Raw genomic sequence first — 16,018 nt, 5'->3', positions numbered from 1 at the left:
GAGTAACGGAACTGCGTTCGTTTCATCCCGTACTGTGTCGAATCCGTCAGAATCGATCTCTGCTAATAGGTAGCACGATCCGGTGAAATCTGTTGATACGGTTTAGCTATGTCGAATTCTTTCGAGAGTTTTATGAGGGGAGCAGCGACAGATACGCCTGTTCGGAGCAATCCAATCCGCATATCGCACTAATCATGATCGAAAACGCACCTGAGCTCGCTGATATCGCACTGCAGGCGGCGGAGGCCGCTGAGACGAACGAATCCGACGTCGCGGTCGCGGAGAACTACGCCGAAGCGGCGGCGGCGATCTCCGTCGGTCTCGCCGCGCTCGCATCGGGGTACGCCGAACGGGGGATCGGTGCGGCCGCCGTCGGCGCCATCGCCGAGGACGACGACATGTTCGTTCCCGGGATCGTTATGACGGTGTTACCCGAAACGCTCGTCATTTTCGCGATCGTCGTTATTTTCCTGGTTGGGTAACCCAACCGTCCCACAATGAGTTTGGACACAGTCGTCGAAGACATTCGAGACGAGGCCCGCGCGCGTGCGGAAAACATCCGATCGGAGGGTGAAACCCGCGCCGAGGAGATCGTCGACGCGGCCGAAGCGGATGCCGACGAGATCCTCGAGAGCGCGGAGCGCGAGGTCGATCGCGAGATCGAACAGCTTCGCGAACAGCGACTCTCCAGTGCGAAACTGGAGGCGAAACAACAACGCCTGGAGGCCCGGCGTGACGTCCTCGGGGACGTCCGTGAAGCAGTCGAAGACGAACTCGCGACGCTCGGAGACGAGCGCGAACAGCTCACTCGCGAGTTGCTCGACGGCGCCAGCGTCGAGTTCGAAGCAGGTGACGACGTCAGTGTCTACGGTCGCGAGGGAGACGCCGACTTGATCGCATCCATCCTCGAGGACGAGGCGTACGCCGACTACGAGTACGCCGGTTCCTACGACTGCCTCGGCGGCGTCGTCGTCGAGAGCGAGGGATCGCGGGTCCGGGTCAACAACACCTTCGACTCGGTCCTCGAAGACGTCTGGGAAGACAACCTTCGGGAGATCAGCAACCGCCTCTTCGACCAATGAGTTTCGGTGCCTCGAATCCGGAGTACGTAAACGGCCGCGTTCGATCGCGTCGAGCGTCGCTGTTTGCGGACGAGGACTACCGCAAGCTGATCCGGATGGGGCCAAGCGGGATCGCACGGTTCATGGAGGAATCGGAGTACGAACGCGAGATCAATCAACTCGGCACGCGTTTTTCGGGAGTTGACCTGATCGAGTACGCGCTGAATCAGAATCTCGCGAAACACTTCGACGACCTGCTTGACTGGTCGGAAGGTCGACTCTACGACCTCATCGCCCGCTACCTCCGGAAGTTCGACGTCTGGAACATCAAGACGATCATCCGCGGCGTCTACACTGAGACCCCGGCCGACGAGATCGAATCCGACCTCATCCGCGCCGGCGAGATCGACGACGCGACGCTCGATCGCGCACTCGAGGCCGACACCGTCGAAGACGTCGTCGAGATCTTCAACCGGACGATCTTCCACGACGCCCTCGAGGAGGCCTACGAGGAGTACGAGGAGACCGGCGCGCTGGTTCCCCTCGAGAACGCCCTCGACCGGGAGTTCTACGAACGCCTCATCGAGGATCTGAGCGGATCGTACGATCTGTCGTTTACCGAGCCACAGTCGGGTCCGGAAGCGCTGTACGTCGAGTTCCTCCAGGCCGAGATCGACTTCCGGAACGCCCGAAACGCCTTGCGCCTCGCCCGAAGCGGCGCCGACCTCGAGCCCGCCGAGTACTACATCGAAGGGGGCGTCCTCTTCGACCGTTCGGAGCTCTCGCGGCTGGTCACCGACTACGACGAACTCGTCGACCACATCGCCGAGAGCAAACGCTACGGCGACCGACTCTCGAGTGCCCTGACACGACTGCGTGAGGCGGAGAGTCTCATCCAGTTCGAACACGCACTCGACGCGGCGTTGCTCGAGTATTCGGATACGCTCTCGAGTATCTATCCGGTGTCGGTTTCGGCCGTCTTATCGTACATCCTCGCGAAAGAACGCGAGGTCGAGAACATTCGCGCGATCGCTCGTGGCCGGGAGGTCGGCCTGTCTGAGAGCGAGATCGAAGAGGAGCTGGTGATCTTATGAGCCAGGAAATCGCAGTCGTCGGCGACCCCGAGTTTACGACCGGCTTCAGACTGGCCGGCGTCAGCCGGTTCGAGAACGTCGCCGACGAGCAGAAAGGGACAGAGTTAGACGACGCCGTCACGACGGTCCTAGACGACGAGGACGTCGGCATCGTCGTGATGCACGACGACGACCTCGAGCAACTCTCGCGAAACGTCAGACAGGACGTCGAAACGAGCGTCGAACCGGTCGTCGTCACCATCGGTTCCGGCACCGGTGGCGGCGGACTGCGCGATCAGATCAAGCGCGCGATCGGTATCGATCTGATGGACGAGGACGGAGACAACGAGTGAGACAACAACTATGAGCCAGGCAATCGAAACCGTCGACGAAGACGGTGTAATCGAACGCGTGAGCGGTCCTGTCGTGACCGCCGCGGACCTCGACGCCCGGATGAACGACGTCGTCTACGTCGGCGACGAAGGACTGATGGGTGAGGTCATCGAGATCGAAGGGAACCTGACCACGATTCAGGTGTACGAGGAAACTTCGGGCGTCGGTCCGGGCGAACCCGTCGAGAACACGGGCGAGCCGCTTTCCGTCGACCTCGGACCGGGGATGTTGAACGCTATCTACGACGGCGTCCAGCGTCCCCTCGACGAACTCGAGGAGAAGATGGGATCGGCGTTTCTCGACCGCGGGGTCGACGCGCCGGGTATCGACTTCGAGCGCGAGTGGGAGTTCGAACCCACAGTCGAGGAAGGTGACGCGGTTTCCCCGGGCGACGTCGTCGGCGAAGTGCCCGAGACCGCGAGCATCACCCACAAGGTGATGGTGCCGCCGGATTACGACGGCGGCGAGATATCCTCGATCGAAGCGGGCGAGTTCACGGTCGAGGAACCGGTCGCCGAACTCGACTCCGGCGAGGAGATCACGATGCACCAGGAGTGGCCGGTGCGTCGCGCCCGGCCGGCCGAGGAGAAAGAAACCCCGACGATCCCGCTCGTCTCCGGACAGCGGATCCTCGATGGTCTGTTCCCGATCGCCAAGGGCGGGACCGCGGCGATTCCCGGACCCTTTGGCTCCGGGAAGACCGTCACCCAACACCAGCTCGCAAAGTGGGCCGACGCGGACATCGTCGTCTACGTCGGCTGTGGCGAGCGCGGAAACGAGATGACGGAAGTCATCGAGGACTTCCCGGAACTCGAGGACCCGAAGACGGGCAAGCCGCTGATGAGCCGGACGTGTCTCATCGCGAACACCTCGAACATGCCCGTTGCGGCGCGTGAGTCCTGTATCTACACCGGAATCACGATCGCAGAGTACTTCCGCGACATGGGCTACGACGTCGCGCTGATGGCCGACTCCACCTCCCGATGGGCCGAAGCCATGCGCGAAATCTCGAGTCGACTCGAGGAGATGCCCGGCGAGGAGGGGTATCCGGCCTACCTCGCGGCGTCGCTCTCGGAGTTCTACGAGCGCGCCGGCCTCTTCCAGAACATCAACGGCACGCAGGGTTCGGTGTCGGTCATCGGTGCAGTCTCGCCGCCAGGCGGGGACTTCTCCGAGCCGGTCACCCAGAACACCCTGCGGATCGTCAAGACGTTCTGGGCGCTGGACGCGGACCTCGCCGAACGGCGACACTTCCCGTCGATCAACTGGAACGAGTCCTACTCGCTGTATCGCCAGCAACTCGACCCCTGGTTCCGCGACAACGTCGCCGAGGACTGGCCGGAACGGCGCCAGTGGGCCGTCGACGTGTTAGACGAAGAGGACGAGCTTCAGGAGATCGTCCAGCTCGTCGGCAAGGACGCGCTTCCGGAAGACCAGCAGCTGACCCTCGAGGTCGCTCGCTACCTCCGTGAGGCGTGGCTCCAGCAGAACGCGTTCCACGACGTCGACACCTACTGCGAACCGAAGAAGACCTACCGGATGCTCGGTGCGATCAAGACCTTCAACGACGAGGCCTTCGAGGCGCTCGAGGCGGGCGTTCCGGTCGAGGAGATCGCGGACGTCGACGCCGTACCCCGCCTGAATCGGATGGGGACCGCCGAGGAGTGGAACGAGTTCATCGACGAACTCGAATCGGACCTCCAAGAACAGATTCGGAGTCTGTACTAACAATGAAAGAGTACCAGACCATCACGGAAGTCAGCGGCCCGCTGGTGTTCGCCGAGGTCGACGAGCCCGTCGGTTACGACGAGATCGTCGAGATCGAGACGCCGGCAGGCGAAACCCTGCGCGGGCAGGTACTGGAGTCGAGCGACGGCCTCGTCTCGATCCAGGTGTTCGAAGGGACGGGCGGTATCGACCGCAACGCCTCCGTTCGATTCCTGGGCGAGACGATGAAGATGCCCGTTACCGAGGACCTCCTCGGACGCGTGCTCGACGGCTCCGGAAACCCGATCGACGGGGGTCCGGATATCGTCCCCGACGACCGCATCGACATCGTCGGCGAAGCGATCAACCCCTACTCCCGGGAGTACCCCGAAGAGTTCATCCAGACCGGTGTGAGCGCCATCGACGGCATGAACACGCTGGTTCGCGGTCAGAAGCTCCCGATCTTCTCCGGATCGGGACTGCCCCACAACGAACTCGCACTCCAGATCGCCCGCCAGGCGACCGTGCCAGAGGAAGAAGAGGGCGACGACGAGGAGGGGTCGGAGTTCGCTGTCATCTTCGGCGCGATGGGGATCACCCAGGAGGAGGCAAACGAGTTCATGCAGGACTTCGAACGCACCGGCGCACTCGAGCGCTCGGTCGTCTTCATGAACTTAGCGGACGACCCCGCAGTCGAGCGGACGGTCACGCCGCGACTCGCGCTCACCACGGCGGAGTACCTGGCCTTTGAGAAGGATTACCACGTGCTCGTCATCCTCACCGACATCACGAACTACTGTGAGGCGCTTCGTGAGATCGGTGCGGCCCGCGAGGAGGTTCCGGGTCGGCGTGGCTACCCCGGATACATGTACACCGACCTGGCTCAGCTCTACGAGCGTGCGGGTCGGATCGAAGGGCGCGAGGGATCGGTCACGCAGATTCCGATCCTCACGATGCCCGGCGACGACGACACGCACCCGATCCCCGACCTGACGGGCTACATCACGGAGGGCCAGATCGTGATGGACCGCGACTTGAACAGTCAGGGGATCGAGCCGCCGATCAACGTCCTGCCGAGCCTCTCGCGGCTGATGGACGACGGGATCGGCGAGGGACTCACCCGCGCGGACCACGGCGACGTCTCCGACCAGATGTACGCCGCCTACGCGGAGGGTGAGGACTTACGCGACCTCGTGAACATCGTCGGTCGCGAAGCGCTCAGCGAACGGGACAACAAGTTCCTCGACTTCGCGGACCGCTTCGAGAACGAGTTCGCCCAGCAGGGCTACGACACCAACCGGACGATCGAGGAAACCCTCGAGATCGGCTGGGATCTGCTCTCGATGCTCCCGAAAGAGGAACTCAACCGTATCGGCGAGGACCTCATCGAGGAACACTACCGCGAAGACGAAGGCGAGACGGTCGAAGCGGCCGCCGACTGATCGCGGACGGTTCATCGATTCCGGTTCGATAGTTGTGTTCCCGACCGCGGTTTTTCCGCAAGTGAATATTCGTTCTTGGGTAAGAAGCGACGCCAACCGACTCTCGGCGGTGTTGCCGGATCTCGGGCATATTGTCCATTCCCGAACACGTTTCCGCTTCTCGAGCGCGCTGGATCGAACGCGTACGCTGATCGATGCCGACTCCCGTCCGAACTTCGGTCGCCGAGGCCATCGCAAGCTGGTATCACGCACAGCCTCGCATCGATCGCCACCGCTCGAGTGTTGCGTTCGAACTCCGGACAGGTTCGTTTATCTGACAGTGTCTCGTACGTCGTGGTATGGCGCTGTCAGATTCCGCCTCCGCAGTCGTTTCCGCCTTCCGTAACCGACCCGGGGATCTCCTCCCGTTTTACCTCCTCGGGGCGGCCGTCCCCGCGATCGTCCGGGTCGTCCCCTTCGCCGCTATCGTCGTCGGCTACCTCTATCTCGAGGCGGCCGGCCACCTCGAGGGACTGCCCGACGCCCTGGCGGACGTCGACGTCGCACCGCCGGATCCCGATGCCAGCGAAGAGGAGTTCGACGCCTGGGCCGAGGCGCTCGTGCCGGTCTTCGAGGAGTTTCTGACGCCGACGGTCGCGTTCGTTCTGAGCGCACTCGTCCTCGTGACGTTCGTCCTGAGTGTGGTGGTCGGACTGGTCCTCTACGCGATCGTCTCGGCCGGCCAGCTCGCGACCTGTTACGCCCGGCTTCGTGACGAACGGGGCGTCGTCGCCGGAATTGCGGGTGTTCGGCGGTACTGGCTCCGGTTTCTCGGGCTGTTCGCCCTCGAGTTCCTGCTGTGGACGGTGTCGATACTCCTCGCCGGATTCGCCGCCTTCGTCGTCAGTCTCGTACTCGCCGCCGTCTCTCCGATCGTCGCCGTCCTCGTCGCCGCGCTCGTCGTGTTGGTCCTCTTTGCGCTCCTCGTCGCCGTTCGGGCGGTGTTTGCGTTCGCACCGGTTGCGGTCGTCGTCGACGACGCCGGCGTCTTTGCGTCGCTGTCGAAAACCGTCGGTTTCGTCCGGTCGAGGCCGATTCACGCCGGCTTTTACTACGCCATCTCCGTCGGTTCGTTGCTCGCCGTCTCGGTCATCTCGAGTTTCCTCGTTATAGTCGAAATATTCACGCTGACGACGGTTGTCGTCGCGTTGGTGTTGCTTCCCGGCCTCGGCCTGTTGAAGACCGCACTCTACAGCCAGTATCGTGACACACTCAGGCCACCGGCGATGCCCGAGCGGTCGGTCCGCGGACAGCTCCGGGCCGGTCTCGGCCGTGGCTTTCGGGAGATGACGTCGTTCGTCCGGGAGACGCCCGGCCTCCACGCGGCCGTCGTCGCCCTCGCGGTCGGTTCGTTCTGGGTCGGTTGGATGATCGCCGCTCCCTACGAGGGTGCCGTCGAGGCGTCGATCCTCGCTCGCCTCGATGGGATCATCCCGCCGGCGTTCGCGCTCGAACTGTTCGGCAACAACTGGTTCGTCGCGATCACGACCGCGTTCAGCGGCATCGTCCTCGCGATTCCAGCGATCGTCTCGTTGCTGTTCAACGGCGTCTACATGGGGATCATCGCCCAGCTCGAGGTCGATCCGACCACGTTGCTCGCGTTCGTCGTTCCCCACGGTATCATCGAGATTCCGGCGATCTTCGTCGCGAGCGCGCTGGGTATCTGGATCGGGCTCGTGACCTGGCGTGCGTATCGCGGCCGGATCGATCGGCCGACGTTCGCCGACGCGCTCGAGCGATCGTTCTGGATCCTGATCGGGATCGGCATCCTGCTCGCAGTCGCGGCGGTCGTCGAAGCGTTCGTCAGCCCCTACTACTTCCGACTGTTCCTCTAAGCGACCGTTATCGCCTTTCGGGCGTTCTCGAAACCGCTAATAGCCACTGCAGGTCTTGCACACCTGATCGGCAGACGAATCGGCACAGTGTGTGAATCGTTTCAGTTGGTACTATCACTCGCCCGCGACCGGAACAGCCAGACCGCCCGTGACGAGAACAACCAAATTCGCCCGTGACCGGAACTGGCCGGCCACACGCTGAAGGACGGCGCGGTTCGACCATCGGTATGGATTCGAGTACCGACTTCGAGGAACTCACGTCACGGGTTCGCACGCAGTCGAGTGACGCCGCCGGCTCCGACACCGAGCGCGTGACGATCCGCTCGCTCGAGTCGGTCGAACCCGACTCGCTCGCGATTTTGCTCGAGACGGCAGAGAGCGAGGGGGGAACATCGGGCGAACTCGTCTTCGTCCTCTCGCGTGCGAACGCCGAACTCCTCACCGAGCGGGAGTTCGAGATCGACGACCGCGAGGAACTCGAGGAGCGACTCGGACGCCCGGTCCGGGTCGAGGCGGGGATGCCAGACGATACGATCCTCCTGTTATCCCCCGATGCGGTCGACGACGAGGAGATCGTCGACCCCGAGGCGATCGCGTGCGGGATACTGGGAGATCGGTGACGGTCCCGTCGTGCGCCGAGGACACCGCATCGAAACTCGTGGACACTCGTCGGGCCGTGTCAACGGAGGCTGTCAGGCCACCTCGTTCTCTCGCCGGCGTTCGATTTGGCGCCCCATCGTAACCGCCACCTATCTAAATAATTGATTATCATATAAATTTCCAAACTCTATTATCGTCTTCGGCGACGTACCGTGATGCATGGCTACAACGGATAGTACACCGGGAGCGAGAGTACTCGCCGATCTTCCGAGCGACGCGATTCAATCGTTCGAAGCCGACTGTTCCGGCGACCTCGTCTTCCCCACGGACGAGGAGTACGATCGAAGCCGGCAGATCTGGAACGGAATGATCGACCGGTATCCGGCGATTGTCGTCCGCTGTGCTGGCACCGCTGACGTCGTGGCGGCCGTAAACTTCGCCCGCGAGCAGGGTCTCGAGGTATCGGTTCGTGGCGGCGGCCACAACGTCGCCGGAACGGCCGTCCGCGACGGCGCCATCGTCGTCGATCTCACCGACATGAACGGTGCCCGGGTCGACCCCGAGGCGCGGACGGTGCGGGTCGAAGGCGGCGCGACGCTGGGTGACGTCGACGCCGAAACCCAGCTGTTCGGCCTCGCGACGGCGCTCGGTGCCGTTTCCCAGACTGGCGTCGCCGGGCTGACGCTCAACGGCGGCTACGGTCACCTGAGCCGCCAGTACGGACTGGCCCTCGACAACCTGGTTAGCGTCGACGTCGTGACGGCCGACGGGACGGTCCACACGGCGAGTGCCGACCGAAACGAGGATCTCTTCTGGGGGATTCGCGGTGGAGGCGGTGCGTTCGGCGTCGTCACCTCCTTCGAGTACGCCCTTCACGACGTCGGACCCGAAGTGTACGCGTTGTTCACGTGGTTCGACGTCGACGACGCGGCGCCGGTGATAAGCGCCTACCGGGAGTGGATCCAAGCCGCCCCGCGGGAAGCGGGCGTTCTCGCGTTTACCGCCCACGTCCCGGAACTCGAGGAGTTTCCCGAGGGGTCGTGGGGCGACCCGGCGCTTGCATTTTTCGGCTCGTTCCGCGGCGATCTCGACGATGCTGACAGGGTGTTCCGGCCGCTGGTAGACGCCGCGACACCAATTGCGGACCTTAGCGGGCCGATGGCGTACGTCGACCTCCAGTCGATGCTCGACGAGGATTATCCGGATGGGTTGCGATACTACTGGAAGTCGGTCTACCTCACCGAGATCACCGACGAGGTGGTCGACCTCGTGATCCGGTACACCGAGGACGCACCGTCGTCGCTCTCGACGATCGATCTCTGGCACCTGGGCGATGCGGTCGCCGAAGTCTCCCGGAACGAGACCGCGTTCTGGCACCGGGATAAACCCTACATGCTCAACTTCGAAGCAAACTGGCCAGAGTCCGATGACGACGACGTGAACGTCAACTGGGCTCGTGAAGGGATCGCCGAGGCTCGAGAACTCTCGACCGCCTCCGGCGGGTACGGAAATTTTCCGGGGCTGAACGAGGATCCCGCCACACAGCTCTACGGAGAGAACTACGAGCGACTGGTCGACCTGAAGACGACGTACGATCCGGAGACCCTGTTCCCCGCGAATGGTGCTATCGCTCCGCGAGCAGAGGAGTAAGCGTTCGTCCGTTTCGAGCCGGTTCCGTCCCAACTCCTCGCACGTCTACCTCAACTCGACTCCGCCGAGGTGCGGTAGCGCCGGCTCACTTCCTTCCAGCGCCCCCGTCGGAACAGCCAGTAGTTGATCCCGCCGGGAACGTACGTCTCGAGCAAGAACGCAAGATAGAGCGCGGCGACGCCAAGCGGCGTCACGAGGCCGAGTGCGGCGACCGGCAACGCGAACAGGTAGCGCCCGATCAACGAGGCGACGAACGGCAGGCGGGTGTCGCCCGCGCCGAGGAGCGCGCCGGCCGCCGCGCCGTCGACGCCCATGCCGATCGCGCTGATCGCGCCGACGGCGACGAACGCGCCGGCCTGGGCGGCCTCTTCCGGGCTCCCGACGAACAGGCTCGCGATCGGCTCCGCGAGGACGACGACCACGAGGGCGAGCCCGACGTAGATCACGAGCGAAAGCCGGACGATCGCCTGACCGTAGGCGCCGGCCTCGTCCTCCTCGCCGGCGCCGAGTCGCTGACCGACGAGCGAACTCGAGGCGAGTCCGAGCCCCCAGTTGACGCTGTTGAGCAGGCTCCGGATCCGGCGGCCGACCTCGACGGCCGTGACGATCACCGGGCCGAACGTGGCGGCGATCCACAGGAGCGGGAAGACGATGATCCCCTGGGCGAGACGGCGTCCGATCTCCGGGGCCGAAATTTCGACGATCTGGCGGAGGATGGCCGGCTCGAATCCGACCGCGGCGCGCGTGATCGGAACGGGACTCGGCTCCATGCCGAGACTGCCGTACGACCGGCCGACCATTCCCCAGCCGAGGACCACCGTCACGACGCCGGTCGAGACGGTGGTGCCGATCGCCGCCCCCGCGACGCCCATATCGAAGCCGAAGATGAGAACGGCGCTCAAGACGATGTTGAGGACGGCGCCGCCGGCTCGAGCGACCATCTCGGTAAACGTGTCGCCGACGCCGGTGTAGGTGCGACTGGCGATCAGGTTGAGCATCTCGAAACCGATCGCGGGTGCGACGAAGACGAGGTAGGTGCGGCCGTGGGAGAACGATTCGGCGCTCGGACTGAACAGGCCGATCATCGGTCCGGCGAGGAAGACGAACGCGGCCATCATCGGCGTCGCCAGGACGAACACCAAAAGGACGCTCTGTCCGACCACCAGCGACGCGCGCTCGGTCTCCTCGCCGCCGTAGTTCTGTGAGACGAGACTGACCGTCCCGCCCGCAAGCCCCAGCCCGATCATCGTCACGATCTCCCAGTAGGCGAGTGCGAACGCCATCCCCGCGGTTCCTGCCGTCCCGACGGCAATTCCGACCATCGCTAGGTCGGCCGTCTGCTTGGACATGATCGCGAAGCCGGTGATGATCCGGGGCCAGGCGAGGTCCGCCGTTCGCCGAAAGCGCTCGGCGTCGATGATCCCCATTCGTTCGAGGAGCCTGCCGACGACGGCGATCACGGCCCCATCCCGACGTTCCATCGTCGGACCGTTTCGCCACCGCCGCCTTCCATCTATCGCTTGCCGTCGATTCTCCTGGGCACGTCGGTTTCGGTCCGATTACGAGCGTGGGTCCGATTACGAGCGTGGGCACGACTGTGAGTTGGCGGTCGCTGATTCGGGAGTAGTCGGTCGACCGTCAGAGTCGCGAGAGTACGGCCTTGACGTGATCGATCGATGCCAGTGATGTCGGCCGATCCATGTGGACGCCGATCTCGCCTGAGGCCGCCGACAGCCCGATGTGCTGGATCGGTTCCGGAAACGAGTACGTTCGACGGATCAGGTGGCCGAGTTCCATTTCCCGCTCGAGATCCGCCCGCCAGGCGTGTTCGTACGCGGCGAGCGTCGCGGGTCGGTCGGGATCGATCTCGCGGGCGGCGTGGTCGGCGCTGGTCATCCCGTACAGGATGCCGCCGCCGGTAAAGGGTTTGGTCTGAGCGGCCGCGTCGCCGATCAGGAACGCCCGTCTGCTCGTCACCCGCTCGGGTGCGCCGATGGGAATCGCGCCCGAACACCGGTGAGAGACGTCGATCTCGTAGCCGTCGATCAACTCTTCGAAGTGTTTGGTGACTTGGACGCCCGGCGGCGCCGCGAGTCCGTATTCGACGCCCGCCTCGCCGCGGGGGATGCGCCAGGCGAAGAACGTCGGTGCGGTGAGGTGGACGTCGACGAAGTCGTCGTGATCGTCCTCCTCGGAGAAGGCGAGGACGCCGTGGAGCAACTCGCCCGGTTGCGGGAGTCCGAGTTCGTCTCGAACCCGCGAGCGGGGGCCGTCACAGCCCGCGACCATCTTCGCCTCGAGCGTCTCGGTGCCGTCGGGTCCGTTCGCGACGACCTCGACGCGATCGCGGTGCTCGCGAACGTCGGTGACGGTGTGTTCCTCGCGGACGTCGGCGCCCGCCTCGCGCGCCAGGTCGGCGAGGTGTCGATCCAGTCCGACGCGGTCGATGACGTTGGAAGCGACCTCGCGCTTGTAGAATGGATGGGCGTCGCTGTGGGGGCCGCCGACGTGAAACCGCGCGCCGTAGACCTCGTTCTGGAACAGCTCCTCGCGTGCCCCCGCGCCGGTGAAGTTCCAGAGATCGGTGCTGACGTGACCAGAGCAGGCAAGCGGCCTGGCGATCTCCCCCTTCTCGAGTGCCAGCACGTCGTAGTCGTTCTCCGCGGCCCGCCTCGAAAATCGCGCTCCGGCCGGTCCCACGCCCACGACGACGAAATCGTACATACCGGTCACGTTCACGCCGGTCGGTAAATATCCTTGTTGCGTTTACACGGCTCGTCTCGACCGCGGCGACGCACACCTACGGCGACGCTCAGGATGGCACGTGCTCGCGAGGAGGAGTAGGGCGTCATTTCACGGCGTCACGTGCTCGCGGAGGAACTCGAGCAAGACGGCGTTGAACCGTTCGGGGTCGTCCTGGTTCGCGTTGTGTCCGGCGTCGGGGATCGCCTCGTACCAGCAATCCGGTTCCCGTTCGCCCCACGCGGCGGCGTCTCTCGCTACGGTCCCCGTCGAATCCTCGGCGCCGTGGACCACGAGCAAGGGAACCCGGAGAGGGGCGTCCGACGCCGACTGAAAGTAGGTGGCGACCGCTTTCCAGACGGTCAGGAACTCGGCTTTCGAGAGCTGTCGGGTCGCTGCGTACTCTCTGGTCGCGTCCGTCTCCGCCGTGTTCTCCGCGATGACTCGCCGAAGGTGTCCGTCCGGCCAAATCCGGAACAGGTACGGCGAGAGTCGGAGCGTGGCGTGCTCGAGCGTCGACGGCGGGTGACTGCCGTCCGTTGCGCCCACGACCACGAGCGCGTTCGTTCGGTCGGGACGGCGGCGCGCGATCTCCTGGGAGACGTACCCCCCGAAGGAGTGGCCGACGAGGGTCACCTCGTCGACCTCGAGGCGCTCGAGGATCGCCAGGAGGTCGCTCGTGACGGCCGGGATCGTGAACTCGTCTCCGATCGGCTTCGATCGACCGTGGCCCCGGACGTCCCAGGCGAGCATCCGGTATCCCGCCGAGACGAGCGCGGAGAGCTGTGACTCGAACATGCGATGATCCACCGACGCGCCGTGCGTGAACGCCACGACCGGCCCGTCGGTCGGTCCGACGATCCAGTAGTGAACCCGCGACCCCGACCGCTCGAGGACGTGAGGATCGCCCCAGTCGGCAGTGGGTTCGCTACGTGACACATTTATAACACGCTAGGTGTAACCGTAAACTCTCCGCCGGGGGGACTCGTATTTCGGGTACAACCGCTCGAAGGGGGGTTCGAATATTGTTAGGAGACGGATATAGAATAATAGTTCTTATTACTCTAGTATAGATATTTGCTAATAGTGCGAAAGACAGACCGATCTCAGCGGAAAGACGAGACTCATCGAGTGACGAGCAATACCCTTTCTCGCCGCGGATTTGCACTCGCTGCGGGGACGGGAGCCGCTACCGCTCTTGCGGGATGTACCGCGTTTGGTGACGGGTCCGACGAGCGCATCGTCCGCGTCGCATCCCGGCTGACGCCCTCGTCGATCGACCCGATCGTCGATGGCACGATTCTGCGCCGAATCGGTGTCATCGAGTCGCTCTTGCGGATCGATTTCGACGCCGAACTCGCGCCGAGTCTAGCGAACTCCTGGCACGTCGAAGACGACGATCTCACCTGGGTGTTCGAGCTCAGAGACGACGTCCAGTTTCACGACGGGGAACCGCTCGACGCCGCGGCGGCGGCCACCGCACTCGAGCGAACGTTCGACGATCCGACGATGGCAGAGGTACCGATCGATTCGATTCGTGCCGACGGTGAGGACGCCGTCGAGGTTCGGACGGAACGGCCCTTCGCACCGCTCCCGGCACACGTCGCTCGTCACGAAGCGGCGATCGTGGGCCCCGAGTCGTTCGACGACGAGGGGGATATCGAGACGCTCGTCGCAACGGGCCCCTTCGCGTTCGACTCGTGGGAGTCGGGGGAACGCGTGACCGTGACGGCCAACGAGGAGTACCACGGGACCGTGCCGTCGATCGACGGTGCCGTCTACGAGGGTGTTCCAGACAATCAGACGCGCACGTTACAGGTGGAAAACGGTGACGTGGAGATGGGGCAGGTGCTACCCGTCTCCGCGGTCGATCGGTTCGAGTCGGCCGACGACGTCGACGTCGAAATCTACGAGATTCCCCGAATGCGGTGTGTCCAGTTCAACAACCGGTTCGAACCGTTCGACGACCAGCGCGTTCGACTGGCGGCCAGCTACGCGATCGATCGCGAGGCCATCGCCGACGACTTGCTCGAGGGATACGTCGAGCCGGCGATCGGACCGTACCCGCCGACGATCGAGTGGGCGAACGACGATCTCGACCCGCATCGGTACCAGCCGGATCGTGCGCGCGAACTCCTCGAAGAAGCGGGGTGGACCGGCGAGGAGGGTTCGGTTCGGCAGAAGGACGGCGACGACCTCGCGATCACCATCATCACGTATCCTAACCGGCCGGCTCTTCCGGATATCGGGGAGGTGCTTCAAGATCAACTCGGCAACGTCGGCTTCGACGTCGACGTCGAGGTTCTGGAGGTGTCCGCGATTCACGACCGGGCGGAGAGCGACGCCGACGCGATCATCTGGTCCGCGAACGTCTACGGCTGGCCCGCCGATCCGGACCGGCTGGCCTACATGTACCACTCCGAGGAAGGCGGCTTACACCACGGCTACGAGAACTCGACCGTCGACGAGTTACTCGAGGAGGGCCGCGCCGCCGTCGGTGACCGAGAGCGACGCACGGAGATCTACGACGAGGTCCAGGCGATCACGATGGCGGAAGCGCCGATCTCGTTTCTGACCTACTACGAGATGGTCGTCGCGACGAGATCGGAGCTTTCGGGCTACGATCACCACCCGACCGAGTACTCGTTCCACCTCGAGCGCGTCGAGCTTCAGTGATCGTCGAATCCGTTCGGTAGCCAGCCCGACGCCCCCGTCGCGTCCGTCTCGATCGACTCGCCGCTCGTTGCACTCGCTCACTCGCCCACCGGAAGACGCACAACCATCACTATCAAATTTCATGTGTGGTGGGGACGTAATATTGAAGGAGATGACGATAAGACACGGCGAATACGTGTGTACCAATTGATTTATAATAGCGAAACGAATTCCACAGTTCCAATGAAATATGATGGGAGTAATCAATAAAGGTGAAAATAATGGCATCAAACACACTTTCAAGGAGCCATACAAAAGGCAGATCACGTGTCTGGCGACAGGTGTTCTTTATCGCCGGAGTCTCCGCACTCTTGTTCATTCCGAGTGACGCACGAACAGTCGTCTCACACGAAGTGATGATTGCTACTGTCACTGGAGGATTGTTCTTCGGCGTTGCTGTGGACGTCACACTTTCCCGCATAGACACTGATCGATTCACTGGACGACAGCAGTTGCTGGCGCTCTTGATTGCTCTCGGTTCGGTGTATCTCTTCTCCTGGATCTTTCTGCCAGTTGTTCAGTATGCGCCTCTTGCCCACTTTGGAGTTGCATTTTTGTGGGGAATGACGTTGTCCCAGGTAGCCTCTGTAGTGCTTCTCAACGATTGAAATGATCTGCTGGACGTCATTTCCGGCGCAACCGCATTAGAGTCGCGGGAATTTCATCGTTCGGTTTGAACCACTCGTAGACGTCCTCTTCGAGCTGGAAACAGTTCGACACTCTCCCTGTGAGTATCCGACGAACGGGAGGGGCAGAGAATA

At 63.4% G+C, this 16,018-nt stretch carries 14 protein-coding genes; 11 read left to right on the top strand and 3 right to left on the bottom strand.

Going from position 1 to position 16,018, the window contains the following annotated elements; all coding sequences use genetic code 11:
• Window positions 1–194 precede the first annotated feature (194 nt).
• The 9 genes from AB7C87_RS07205 to AB7C87_RS07165 all read left to right on the top strand — a co-directional run bounded on the left by AB7C87_RS07205 (window position 195) and on the right by AB7C87_RS07165 (window position 9,800).
• Complete coding sequence (locus AB7C87_RS07205; protein WP_149081137.1) at window positions 195–482, top strand: ATP synthase subunit C-like protein; 288 nt, start codon at window positions 195–197, stop codon at window positions 480–482.
• Window positions 483–497: 15 nt separating this feature from the next.
• On the top strand, window positions 498–1,082 hold the full coding sequence (locus AB7C87_RS07200; RefSeq protein WP_369728754.1) for a V-type ATP synthase subunit E: 585 nt from the start codon (window positions 498–500) through the stop codon (window positions 1,080–1,082).
• Window positions 1,079–2,155 (top strand): V-type ATP synthase subunit C, encoded by a 1,077-nt coding sequence (locus tag AB7C87_RS07195; protein WP_369728753.1) that lies wholly within the window; start codon window positions 1,079–1,081, stop codon window positions 2,153–2,155. Before AB7C87_RS07200 ends, AB7C87_RS07195 begins: the two co-directional genes overlap by 4 nt.
• Complete coding sequence (locus tag AB7C87_RS07190; protein ID WP_369728752.1) at window positions 2,152–2,487, top strand: V-type ATP synthase subunit F; 336 nt, start codon at window positions 2,152–2,154, stop codon at window positions 2,485–2,487. Before AB7C87_RS07195 ends, AB7C87_RS07190 begins: the two co-directional genes overlap by 4 nt.
• A 10-nt stretch (window positions 2,488–2,497) precedes the next feature.
• Complete coding sequence (locus tag AB7C87_RS07185) at window positions 2,498–4,255, top strand: ATP synthase subunit A (RefSeq protein ID WP_369728750.1); 1,758 nt, start codon at window positions 2,498–2,500, stop codon at window positions 4,253–4,255.
• Window positions 4,256–4,257: 2 nt separating this feature from the next.
• Window positions 4,258–5,676: an ATP synthase subunit B gene (locus tag AB7C87_RS07180; protein ID WP_369728748.1), complete on the top strand. Its 1,419-nt coding sequence runs from the start codon at window positions 4,258–4,260 to the stop codon at window positions 5,674–5,676.
• A 338-nt stretch (window positions 5,677–6,014) separates the two neighbouring features.
• Window positions 6,015–7,550: a stage II sporulation protein M gene (locus tag AB7C87_RS07175; protein WP_369728747.1), complete on the top strand. Its 1,536-nt coding sequence runs from the start codon at window positions 6,015–6,017 to the stop codon at window positions 7,548–7,550.
• 227 nt (window positions 7,551–7,777) lie between these two features.
• A complete protein-coding gene (locus AB7C87_RS07170) occupies window positions 7,778–8,170 on the top strand; it encodes a hypothetical protein (RefSeq protein ID WP_369728746.1) in 393 nt (130 codons plus the stop codon).
• A gap of 199 nt (window positions 8,171–8,369) precedes the next feature.
• Window positions 8,370–9,800 (top strand): FAD-binding oxidoreductase, encoded by a 1,431-nt coding sequence (locus tag AB7C87_RS07165; protein WP_369728745.1) that lies wholly within the window; start codon window positions 8,370–8,372, stop codon window positions 9,798–9,800.
• A gap of 50 nt (window positions 9,801–9,850) precedes the next feature.
• Here AB7C87_RS07165 and AB7C87_RS07160 read toward each other — a convergent pair whose 3' ends face one another.
• The 3 genes from AB7C87_RS07160 to AB7C87_RS07150 form a co-directional block, all read right to left on the bottom strand.
• The gene (locus AB7C87_RS07160) at window positions 9,851–11,281 is read right to left on the bottom strand and encodes an MATE family efflux transporter (protein WP_369728744.1); all 1,431 of its coding nucleotides are present in this window, start codon (window positions 11,279–11,281) and stop codon (window positions 9,851–9,853) included.
• 157 nt (window positions 11,282–11,438) lie between these two features.
• Window positions 11,439–12,524: a geranylgeranyl reductase family protein gene (locus tag AB7C87_RS07155; protein WP_369728743.1), complete on the bottom strand. Its 1,086-nt coding sequence runs from the start codon at window positions 12,522–12,524 to the stop codon at window positions 11,439–11,441.
• A 129-nt stretch (window positions 12,525–12,653) separates the two neighbouring features.
• Window positions 12,654–13,481, bottom strand: a complete 828-nt coding sequence (locus AB7C87_RS07150; protein WP_369728742.1) for an alpha/beta fold hydrolase — start codon at window positions 13,479–13,481, stop codon at window positions 12,654–12,656.
• 192 nt (window positions 13,482–13,673) lie between these two features.
• Between AB7C87_RS07150 and AB7C87_RS07145 the strand changes: the two genes are divergently transcribed.
• On the top strand, window positions 13,674–15,218 hold the full coding sequence (locus AB7C87_RS07145; protein ID WP_369728741.1) for an ABC transporter substrate-binding protein: 1,545 nt from the start codon (window positions 13,674–13,676) through the stop codon (window positions 15,216–15,218).
• A 260-nt stretch (window positions 15,219–15,478) separates the two neighbouring features.
• Window positions 15,479–15,865 (top strand): hypothetical protein, encoded by a 387-nt coding sequence (locus tag AB7C87_RS07140; protein ID WP_369728740.1) that lies wholly within the window; start codon window positions 15,479–15,481, stop codon window positions 15,863–15,865.
• Window positions 15,866–16,018: the final 153 nt, after the last annotated feature.

Source organism: Natrarchaeobius versutus (assembly GCF_041205745.1).
Lineage (GTDB): Archaea > Halobacteriota > Halobacteria > Halobacteriales > Natrialbaceae > Natrarchaeobius > Natrarchaeobius versutus.
Note: the sequence above shows the minus strand (reverse complement) of the source record. Positions and strands in the feature narration are given on the sequence as shown.

Coding starts and splice junctions, on each gene's coding strand:
- AB7C87_RS07160 (WP_369728744.1), bottom strand. CDS start 11,281: ATGGAACGTCGGGATGGGGCCGTGATCGCCGTCGTCGGCAGGCTCCTC.
- AB7C87_RS07190 (WP_369728752.1), top strand. CDS start 2,152: ATGAGCCAGGAAATCGCAGTCGTCGGCGACCCCGAGTTTACGACCGGC.
- AB7C87_RS07175 (WP_369728747.1), top strand. CDS start 6,015: ATGGCGCTGTCAGATTCCGCCTCCGCAGTCGTTTCCGCCTTCCGTAAC.
- AB7C87_RS07200 (WP_369728754.1), top strand. CDS start 498: ATGAGTTTGGACACAGTCGTCGAAGACATTCGAGACGAGGCCCGCGCG.
- AB7C87_RS07140 (WP_369728740.1), top strand. CDS start 15,479: ATGGCATCAAACACACTTTCAAGGAGCCATACAAAAGGCAGATCACGT.
- AB7C87_RS07195 (WP_369728753.1), top strand. CDS start 1,079: ATGAGTTTCGGTGCCTCGAATCCGGAGTACGTAAACGGCCGCGTTCGA.
- AB7C87_RS07155 (WP_369728743.1), bottom strand. CDS start 12,524: ATGTACGATTTCGTCGTCGTGGGCGTGGGACCGGCCGGAGCGCGATTT.
- AB7C87_RS07170 (WP_369728746.1), top strand. CDS start 7,778: ATGGATTCGAGTACCGACTTCGAGGAACTCACGTCACGGGTTCGCACG.
- AB7C87_RS07205 (WP_149081137.1), top strand. CDS start 195: ATGATCGAAAACGCACCTGAGCTCGCTGATATCGCACTGCAGGCGGCG.
- AB7C87_RS07185 (WP_369728750.1), top strand. CDS start 2,498: ATGAGCCAGGCAATCGAAACCGTCGACGAAGACGGTGTAATCGAACGC.
- AB7C87_RS07165 (WP_369728745.1), top strand. CDS start 8,370: ATGGCTACAACGGATAGTACACCGGGAGCGAGAGTACTCGCCGATCTT.
- AB7C87_RS07180 (WP_369728748.1), top strand. CDS start 4,258: ATGAAAGAGTACCAGACCATCACGGAAGTCAGCGGCCCGCTGGTGTTC.